The following is a 9,181-nucleotide window of genomic DNA, read 5'->3' on the forward strand; positions in this document are numbered from 1 at the left end:
TGTCGCGCCTGTCCAAAAGTTTTATTTAGAACACTCAAACATAACCTGTATGGAACTTACTGTTGATTGTAAAAAGCGCCCTGAAGGCAGCAAGCCCAATGCCCTTCGTCGTGGAGGTCAAATTCCAGCCGTGCTCTATGGACACAAGGGCACCGAATCTATAGCGCTGACCTTGGATGCTAAGGCGGCTGAAACCTTGGTCAGGAAGTCTTCGCTGAACAATACTTTGATCAAAATCAATGCACCTGACGTGCCTTGGAGCGGTAAAGCCCTATTGCGCGAGGTACAGTCTCACCCCTGGAAACGCAACATCTACCATCTCAGCTTTTTCTCGGTTAGCGCTGGCGACAAGCTAGAAGTCACGGTGCCGATTCACTTTGTGGGCATAGCACAGGGTGTAAAGCAAGAAGGTGGTTCTATGGACACCGTGCTGAACGAGCTAGAAGTATCCTGCACAGGTGACAATATTCCTGATGCGATCGAGGTTGATGTCACAGACATGAATATTGGCGATGCTATTCATGTGAACGAACTGCCGCTGCCTGCTGGTGTGGTGGTTTTGGGTGAAGGCGATCGCGTTGTGGTATCCATTTTGGGTCAGGCAGCTCAGACAGATGAGGAAGCGGCTGAAGACGCGGCTGAATAGATTCTGTTACGCATTAGGTGCGCATTAGGTTGGGTGAAGGTGCAGCCCCCACCTAACCTGATCCCAAAACTCCAATCTGCAAGGGGCTAAACAGACAGGCTATTTTAAGGTTTCAGTAAATCCTGGGGGCGTAGCAATGCTGCGTCCCCCTTGAGTGTTAGGCTGTTACGGCAAAACTGTTACAAAAGAAGACCTCATACTATTCATGACTGATAGCGTTCTCCCCGCTCTAATCCAGCAGATGATGCAGCCGGAGTTTTATCCGCATCCGGTGCAGCCTCCGATTCAGTTGATTCAGACCCATGTGTCCTATGTTTTGCTGACGGGTGACTATGCCTATAAGCTTAAGAAACCCGTTAATTTTGGATTCTTGGATTACTCAACTCTGGAAAAGCGGCAGCATTTTTGTCAAGAAGAGCTGCGCCTCAACCAACGCTGTGCCCAAGAGCTTTATCTAGAGGTGCTGCCCATTGCAGAGGAGGGCGATCGCTTTCAGCTCAACGGCTCCGGCACTCCGGCAGACTACACGCTAAAAATGCAGCAGTTTCCCCAAGACGGACTGCTGGCAAATCTGCACAGACAGGGCAAGCTGACGGAGGCTTTGCTGCAAGAGTTGGCGAAGACGATCGCTCAGTTTCATGCCAAGATTTCTACCAGCGACTACATTCGTGGCTTTGGCGAACCGACGCGAGTCCGGGAAGCAATTGATGAGAACTTTCAGCAAACTGAGCAATATATTGGGCGATCGCAGACCCAAACTCAGTTTGATGAAACCCGCGCCTACAACGATCGCCTGTTTGCCGAACATTCTGATCTGTTTGTGGCACGAATGCAGCAGGATCGTATCCGCGAATGCCATGGCGACCTGCATCTCGACAATATTTGCCTGTGGAACGATCGTCTCTGGCTATTTGATTGCATTGAGTTCAACGAGTCCTTCAGATTTGTTGATGTCATGTTTGACATTGCCTACGTCATTCGCGATCTGGAGGCAAGCGATCGCCCTGATCTCAGCACCCTGTTTTTGAACGCTTATATTGAGCAGACGGGCGACTGGGAAGGCTTGCAGGTTCTGCCCTTCTACGTGAATCGTCAAGCCTACGTCCGCGCTAAAATTGTCTCCTTCTTGCTAGATGATCCGGCGATTTCAGCCGCCGATAAAGAGAAAGCAAAAGAAACCGCCGCTCGTTTCTACAGGCTGGCATGGCACTATTCTCAGCCGCGTCAGGGCAAGCTGACATTGATGTGTGGGCTATCCGGCTCAGGCAAAAGCACGACCGCCCGACAGTTGGCTAGCCTCAGTAGCGCGATTCATATTCGATCGGATGCGGTGCGGAAGCATCTGGGCGGCATCCCGCTCAATCAGCGCGGCGACGAAAGCTTGTACTCCGCCGAAATGACTCAAAAAACCTACGGGCGGCTGCTAGAGCTAGGCATTATGCTGGCACAACAGGGCTACAGCGTGATTTTGGATGCGAAGTACGATCGCTATGTCTTGCGTGAACCTGTCCTGGCGGCAGCTCAAAAGCAGGAGATACCGCTGCAAATCATTCACTGTGATGCACCCTCGGAAGTGCTGCGATCGCGTTTGCAAAAGCGCACCGGAGACATTGCCGATGCCACAGCCGATCTTTTGCCCCAACAATTTTTGGAACCCTTTAGCCCAACTGAGCTACCCTATGTCAAGACCCTTGATACGACCCAACCGATTCAGGCGCTAATGCGGGATCTGGGCGCATCAGAGATCGAGTTAGGGATCTAGTCGGGGATCTGGAAATTTTGGGCTGCATAGGGAGCGTGATGCATGTATAAGTTTGCGTCAGATGATGGGTTTCGTGCAGGTTTAACGGCTTGGCTCATCTTTATCCTGCTATTTCTTTTGGCAGGTTTTCAAGCTGAGCTATGCATTCTATTGGGAGCCATGGCAGGGCTGGCAGTTTGGAACATTGTCGGCTACTTGAAAGCTGAAGAAGTGAAAGCCGATGCCGAACCGGAAACTCCAGAACAGCAGCCTAGCGTTTTTCGGCAGGTGGGTAGTAGGGTATTCGAGCGCATCCGTAGACCCAGCTTAACGAAAGAAGATGCTCCTGACGCTCCTGCGGATACAGGTCGCGGCTCTACTGCGCAAAGGGGTCTGAGGCGATCGTCGAAGCGATATATTGGTCGCCGTCCCCCCAAACGCATCGGCAAGTAGGGTTCCCGTAAAGATATCAAAGTGCCGTAGCAAAATTTGCTATGACAAACTGGCATCAAACATCATAGGGCTGCTCAGCGATTTTGAAAAATGCTTGGGCGATCGCCTCCAATGGTCAAAGCACCTCTCGATCCAGCCACTAGATTTCATCGGGGTTAATTCCCATTTCCCGCAGCCGTTCGGCTAGCTGTCTCGCTCTCAATTCTGCCTCATCTGCCCGCTGGCGTTCAGTTTCTCTGCCTTCGGCTCCGGTGGGGATGACTTGACCCTGGCGATCGCACCAACGCAACCAGGTAGAGTCTTGCCCCTCAAACGACCCCTGCCAGAGGGTCAAACCCAACTCTACCGTTTGTAGCCATAAGGGTTCTGCCATTTCCACATACTGCCCCGCCGTCAGCGCCCAAGCTTTTAGCGTCTTGCCGTTTAGCTCCTCTTCTCGCTGAAGCTGCTGCAACGGATCGAAAACAACGTAGTAGGTGACGCCAATTCGGGCATAATCATCTTTTTTCAAGGACAACTCATTGCCCTTGCGATTAGAAACAATTTCAATGCAAACTTCTGGAACCTTGCCAAATTCCCAGACAAAGTAGGAGCGATTTTGCTTCTGGCTCCAGTCGTCAGGCATCGTCACATTCAGGCTCAGAAAAGCATCCGGGACGATCGGATCAAGTTTCAGTCCGTAGAATAATCCGACGTTTGAGGCTGCAATGAACGACACACTGGGCGACCAGCAGCTATAGAGCGGTTCTACTAAAAGCCGCTGCTGCTTTTCTGATTGAAAATTATCCACGGGCGTGTCGTCTTCAATTGCAATGTGGCTGATGTCAAGCTCAGTCACTACGTCTGGATTCGACCGTTCTTCTGTATTTAGCAGTTGAGTCATGGATAGCAACCAAACTCTATGCCTTAATTATGCTCCACTTCATCAATTTCCCTAGAACACGCGGTGTAGCGCTACGCGCTTAGACCCAATGAGTTATTTTTTGAGAGCCGCGCGGAGCGCGGCTCTCAAAAAATAACTCGTCCTAACTTAGTCTCGTCCTAACTTAATTACGTAGCTCTATAGTCCTTACCTAAATACCGCTACCGAACACGCCTCTGGTTGCGCCTTCATTAGATAAATACTTTTTGTAGCCGATCGCCTCTAGCCTTTCCTGCTTTTTCATGACCATTTCTTTTAGGCTTTGGCGATAGCGCAGAACTCTCTCCAATAGCTCCGGCTGATGGCTGGCAATTATTTGCACGGCAAGCAATCCAGCGTTTTGAGAATTGCCGATCGCCACAGTTGCCACTGGAATTCCGGTGGGCATTTGCACGATCGAGTAGAGTGAATCAACTCCCTGTAAATGCTTGGAAGGCACGGGCACACCAATCACAGGCAACGGGGTTAGAGCCGCCACCATTCCTGGCAGATGGGCAGCACCACCCGCCCCGGCAATAATCACCTTTAAACCGCGTTGATGAGCCGTTTGGGCATATTCCATCATGCGTTCTGGGGTGCGATGTGCCGAAACGATCGCGACTTCACAAGGAACTTCAAAATCTTCACAGGTGGCGATCGCAGCCTGCATGGTGGGCAAATCTGAGTCGCTGCCCATGATAATTCCCACGAGTGGCTGAACCATACACCAGACCTCTAATTTGAAAAATAGATTTTTTGACTATCCAGATTGATGTCCAGATCGCTGCTTTATGATTCCCCAAATTACTGTTCAGGCTACTGCCCGGATTGCTGCCCGGATTGCTGTCCGGATTGCTGTCCAGATTATTGCTCAGTTGCCGATCGCCCCTGCTTGCCCAACCGGATTAGCACAAAATAGCCGAGGTAAAGGACGTAGATCACGAGGGCAGTAATCCCCAAGAAACCCAGAAACTCTGGCTTAGAGGCGGCATGGAAAAAGCTCTTGTAGCCAAAGGGCGGATCGAGCCAGACCTGGCAGAACGGCGTTGCAAAGGTTTCTTGAGACACCGCGCATTGTAGAAAAGGAATACTTGCCAGTGCGCCCAATCCACAGTAGACGCTAATCGCCCATCGCCAGCTTGTGAAAGCCCACTTCAGCGGTGAGGAGGACTGATCGGCAATTTCTTCGTTTAGATCCACCCAAAACCAGAGGCTAACCGGAATCAGAATTCGCGCCAGTAGTCCAGATACAAAGCTGACGGGCAAGCTGCCAATCATCAGATAAACAGTAATCGCTAAAAGGCTCGACACGCGCCAGTAGATAATGAGCAAACGCTGCATTGCATCCGCCTTTTGCACGAACGCCCAAATCAGCAGCACTAGAGGCAAAAGCACAGTAAAAAGAACGGCTAGTCGGTAATCCATCCAGACCAGCGATCGCAAAAGTTCTTGGGACATTTCAAAGAGTAGGGGTTGGGTAAGTTCGCCGCTACGGGGCAAGGATGCTGAGTGCTAAACCCGATTTACGGATTCCATCGCCTATTACCCTATCACTTCCCCTGAGATATTTTCACCTATTTTGCTCTAGGCTCACAGCCCTTGAGTGCGGGTATACCATCGCAGCAGAATCCGAGCCAAACGGCTGTGGTTGTGGCGCACGAGTCGAGTTGAGGCATCTTCGTCCATCACATTGGCAACAACGGCACGTCGCCCCAGATGAACGACAGCTTCGCGATCGAAAAACACGGGATGAGATCCTTCCTGAGCATAATGAATCAAAGACTGTGCCGAGGGTGACGTTTTTTGTACAAGGACGGCATCAAACAGCGGACAGCCGCAGACTTGATCAATCGTGCGAATGTGATCAGATACCGTGTAACCGTCGGTTTCACCGGGCTGGGTCATAATATTGCAGACGTAGATGCGCGGCACCTGAGATCGGGCGATCGCATCTCTAATATCAGGCACAAGCAGATTAGGGATGATGCTGGTGTAGAGCGAACCAGGCCCAATAATAATGTAGTCGGCTTCATCGATCGCCTGTATCGCCCTGGGCAGCGCCGCAGGCTGGGCAGGCGTGCAGCCAATTTTGATGATTTTCCCTTTAGCTTCGGTAATATTAGATTCGCCTTCAATCCGTCGTCCGTCAGCCAGCTCTGCCCAGAGGCGCATGTCGCTGAGGGTAGAGGGCAGCACCTGTCCACGAATGGCAAGCACCTTGGAGCTAGCGGCGATCGCCCGTTCTAAATCCCCCGTGATCTCGCTCATGGCGGTCAAGAACAGGTTGCCAAAGCTATGTCCCACTAGCCCATCACCTGCCTGAAAGCGGTACTGAAACAGCTCCGTCAACAGCTTTTCCTCATCGGCAAGAGCCGCTAGACAGTTGCGGATATCTCCAGGCGGCAGTACGCCAATTTCTCGGCGCAAGCGCCCCGAAGAACCGCCATCATCGGCAACGGTAACAATAGCGGTAATGTTGGCGCTCAGCCCCTTTAGACCGCGCAGCAGCGTTGACAACCCTGTGCCGCCGCCAATCACCACAACCTTGGGGCCACGATGCAGCCGCCGATGGGTCATTAGGCGATCGACCAGTTCGCCATCGCCTTCAGGCATCAGCACTTCAGTAATTGCGCCTAGGCTTCGCTTTTGCCCCCAGAGAATCAGCAAAAAGCCCGTAATCAGCACTAGAGGGCCGCTGATGTAATTGGGAATGCGATCGGTAATGGTGCGCAGCAGCTCTCGGACAAATTCGCTGAAGTAGTAAACTGGCGTCAGGTTCAGCCAGATGGCAAACCCTAAGCCTGTAAACACCATGCCTGTGGCGCTAATCAGCAGCCAGCGCTTGATCAGTAAACCCGGAGCCAACCACTTAAACCACTGATTTACCTGACGACGGCTAGGGGTGCGATCGCGCGATCCCTGTGCCAAAAATTGCAAAGCGTGTTTAAGTAAACCCATGGATATGGCTAATTCAAGGTAGCGGACTAATCTGCCTAATTGCTCTGCCTATTTGATACCACAGACCTAGGATTCTGGGCGGACAGATCTCAATATTGAGGTTAAAAGATAATGTTGTGGTTAAAAATAATGTAAAGTTCAGAGTCTCTCCGTACAGGCTGATGAGTTTAGTATTAATTAATGCACTCTATAAACTATCACACGCCGTAAATAACTGCGTCCTGTGGGTTGAATAAGTCTATAAGCTACCCAACCGAGCTTTCATAGCAACCACCAAAGCGCTTAGAACGAGGACATTGAGGGTGGGGCGTGAAGCGCCCCACCCTCAATGTTTTAAGCAAACTGGCGACAGCTATATAAAGGTGATCTTTATCACCTTCATACTCAACATCTATCACAGCGAGTTTTCCGGGAACATTAATAAGTTGATGAAGGCTGTATTAAGAGAGCGTGAATAATTTGAAGGCGTTAATGCCCCTGCTTCTCCCGTTGGCTCACCCTAGTTTCTCCAGTTTTCTAAGCCAGTTTTTTAGCATAGACGATCGCTTGCCCTGCCCCCAGAGTTTACACCTCTGCCCCCCAAGCATTGACTTCGCATTGACCTGCAATTGCTCTAAACCTCCTTCTTCAAGCGCTGAGCGCCCCCTCATCTGCGCCCATAGGCTAAAAACTGGCTCAATCTGCACCTGAACCCGCACCAGGCAAACCTTCGCAGGAAAAATTTGATGACCACTCAAGCTTTGCATCGCTCTGACAACACGGTTGTCCTGATTGACATGGCTGTTGCCGATGCCAAAACCCTTGTAAACGGGCTGCACCCTGATGTACGCGCTGTTTTGCTCGACGCAACGCAGGACGGCATCCTGCAAATTACCCAAGCTCTACAGGATTTTTCAGGCATTACCAGCCTCCAGATCATCGCCCATGGCGAACCTGGAACTCTGCACTTAGGCTCGGCTCAACTGAATAGTGCAACCTTCGATCGCTATACGTCTCAAATTCAGCAGTGGCGATCGGCGCTTTCTGACCACGCCAATATTTTGCTGTATGCCTGTGGTGTTGCAGCAGAGGGCTTGACGCTAATCGATCGCCTGAGTCAACTCACAGGAGCCGCCGTCGCTGCATCGCGTCAGGCGATCGGGCAGGGCAACTGGAATCTGGAAGTCTCAACAGGCGAAATCACCGCAATGCCAGCGCTGACGGCAGATGTCATGGCGAGCTATGGCGGCAAATTGGCAGTTGTCACGGTAAGCAGCACGGCAGATCAGGGGGCAGGCTCGCTGAGAGCGGCGATCGCTGCTGCTAAAGCGGGCGACACCCTCAAATTTGCTGCCAGTCTTGCCAATAAGACGATCGCGCTGACCAGCGAACTTGAGCTGAGCAACGGCAAAAGCCTGACCATTGACGGCACAGATGCAGCCAATCTCACCCTCAGCGGCAGCAACGCCTCGCGAATTTTTCACGTCAATTCCAATCAAGATCGCCCGATCACCCTCAACCTGAAAAACATTACCCTGGCAAATGCCTACGTGACCGATCAGGGTGGCGCAATTAAGGGCGAACACAAGGCAGTAATCAACATTGATGGCGTTAAGTTCGTCAACAACACGGCAGATCAAGGCGGTGGCGCGATTTACTGCGCTTGGGAGAACAGCCTGACAGTCACCGGATCGCAGTTTGACGGGAACAAAGCAATTGCCGGAAACAATGAGCGCGGCGCTGGGGCGATCGCTTTTGTCAGTCCGGGAGCCATCACCCTTCGCAACAGCCAGTTCACCAACAACCGAGGAATCAACGGTGCGGCGGTCAACAGCCTCAACGGTAAGCTGACCGTAGACAACTGCGAATTCATCAACAATGACACCAACGCTGCTACCTACGGCACCGGAGAAAATCCTTTCCTACGGGGCTATGGCGGTGCTATTTACACCGATCGCGCCAACGACTCGATCGCCATCACCAAAAGCACGTTTCAGGGCAACAGCGCCAAAGCTTCCGGGGGTGCAGTTCATCTATTTGCTGATCCAGAGGACGTGATTAGCATCGAAAGCAGCCTATTTACAGGCAACAAAGCCACCGGGCTGCCCAATGGACAAGATAACGGTAAAGGTGGAGCCATCACTCAGATCCGAAACAGCACCGACTCGCGGGGCAAATTCACGATCGCCAACTCTACGATCGCCAATAACGAGGGCTACGACCAGGGCGGCGGTTTGTGGGTGAACAACGTTCGCACCACAATTACCAACAGCACCTTCTCAGGTAACAAGGTATTTGGCGATGGCTTCAGCAACGTCGGGGGCGGCATGACGCTCTACAGCGACACGGATATCATTAACACGACGATCGCCAACAACTCTGCTGGATGGGTCGGCGGCGGCATCAGTGCTGCCGATGCCGCAAACGTGACCGTGCAAAACACCGTTTTCTATAGAACCCATTTGAGATCTTAAGAAGATGCTGCAAGCCTCTTCACCATTAG

8 protein-coding genes are annotated in these 9,181 nt (G+C 51.7%); 4 read left to right on the forward strand and 4 right to left on the reverse strand.

Annotated features, from left to right (window positions below):
- Positions 1 to 49: 49 nt before the first annotated feature.
- From AC5JMP_RS17700 to AC5JMP_RS17710, 3 genes are all read left to right on the forward strand, one after another.
- Entirely contained in the window at positions 50 to 646 is a 597-nt protein-coding gene (locus AC5JMP_RS17700; RefSeq protein ID WP_495852809.1) for a 50S ribosomal protein L25/general stress protein Ctc, read from the forward strand.
- A 205-nt stretch (positions 647 to 851) separates the two neighbouring features.
- Positions 852 to 2,408 carry a bifunctional aminoglycoside phosphotransferase/ATP-binding protein gene (locus AC5JMP_RS17705; RefSeq protein ID WP_495852810.1) on the forward strand — a complete coding sequence of 519 codons (1,557 nt, stop codon included), beginning with the start codon at positions 852 to 854 and terminating at the stop codon, positions 2,406 to 2,408.
- Positions 2,409 to 2,450: 42 nt separating this feature from the next.
- Positions 2,451 to 2,840: a hypothetical protein gene (locus tag AC5JMP_RS17710; RefSeq protein ID WP_495852811.1), complete on the forward strand. Its 390-nt coding sequence runs from the start codon at positions 2,451 to 2,453 to the stop codon at positions 2,838 to 2,840.
- Positions 2,841 to 2,979: 139 nt separating this feature from the next.
- Here the strand turns inward: AC5JMP_RS17710 and AC5JMP_RS17715 are convergent, their stop codons facing one another.
- From AC5JMP_RS17715 to AC5JMP_RS17730, 4 genes are all read right to left on the reverse strand, one after another.
- Entirely contained in the window at positions 2,980 to 3,723 is a 744-nt protein-coding gene (locus AC5JMP_RS17715) for a Uma2 family endonuclease (RefSeq protein ID WP_495852812.1), read from the reverse strand.
- A gap of 190 nt (positions 3,724 to 3,913) precedes the next feature.
- Positions 3,914 to 4,465, reverse strand: a complete 552-nt coding sequence (gene purE, locus AC5JMP_RS17720; protein ID WP_495852813.1) for a 5-(carboxyamino)imidazole ribonucleotide mutase — start codon at positions 4,463 to 4,465, stop codon at positions 3,914 to 3,916.
- 140 nt (positions 4,466 to 4,605) lie between these two features.
- Positions 4,606 to 5,199, reverse strand: coding sequence for a DUF3177 family protein (locus tag AC5JMP_RS17725; protein ID WP_495852814.1), 594 nt, complete (start codon positions 5,197 to 5,199; stop codon positions 4,606 to 4,608).
- 132 nt (positions 5,200 to 5,331) lie between these two features.
- Positions 5,332 to 6,699 (reverse strand): gluconeogenesis factor YvcK family protein, encoded by a 1,368-nt coding sequence (locus AC5JMP_RS17730; RefSeq protein WP_495852815.1) that lies wholly within the window; start codon positions 6,697 to 6,699, stop codon positions 5,332 to 5,334.
- Between the two features lie 725 nt (positions 6,700 to 7,424).
- Between AC5JMP_RS17730 and AC5JMP_RS17735 the strand changes: the two genes are divergently transcribed.
- Positions 7,425 to 9,152, forward strand: a complete 1,728-nt coding sequence (locus AC5JMP_RS17735; protein WP_495852816.1) for a DUF4347 domain-containing protein — start codon at positions 7,425 to 7,427, stop codon at positions 9,150 to 9,152.
- Positions 9,153 to 9,181 lie beyond the last annotated feature (29 nt).

The organism is Drouetiella sp., assembly GCF_059504425.1.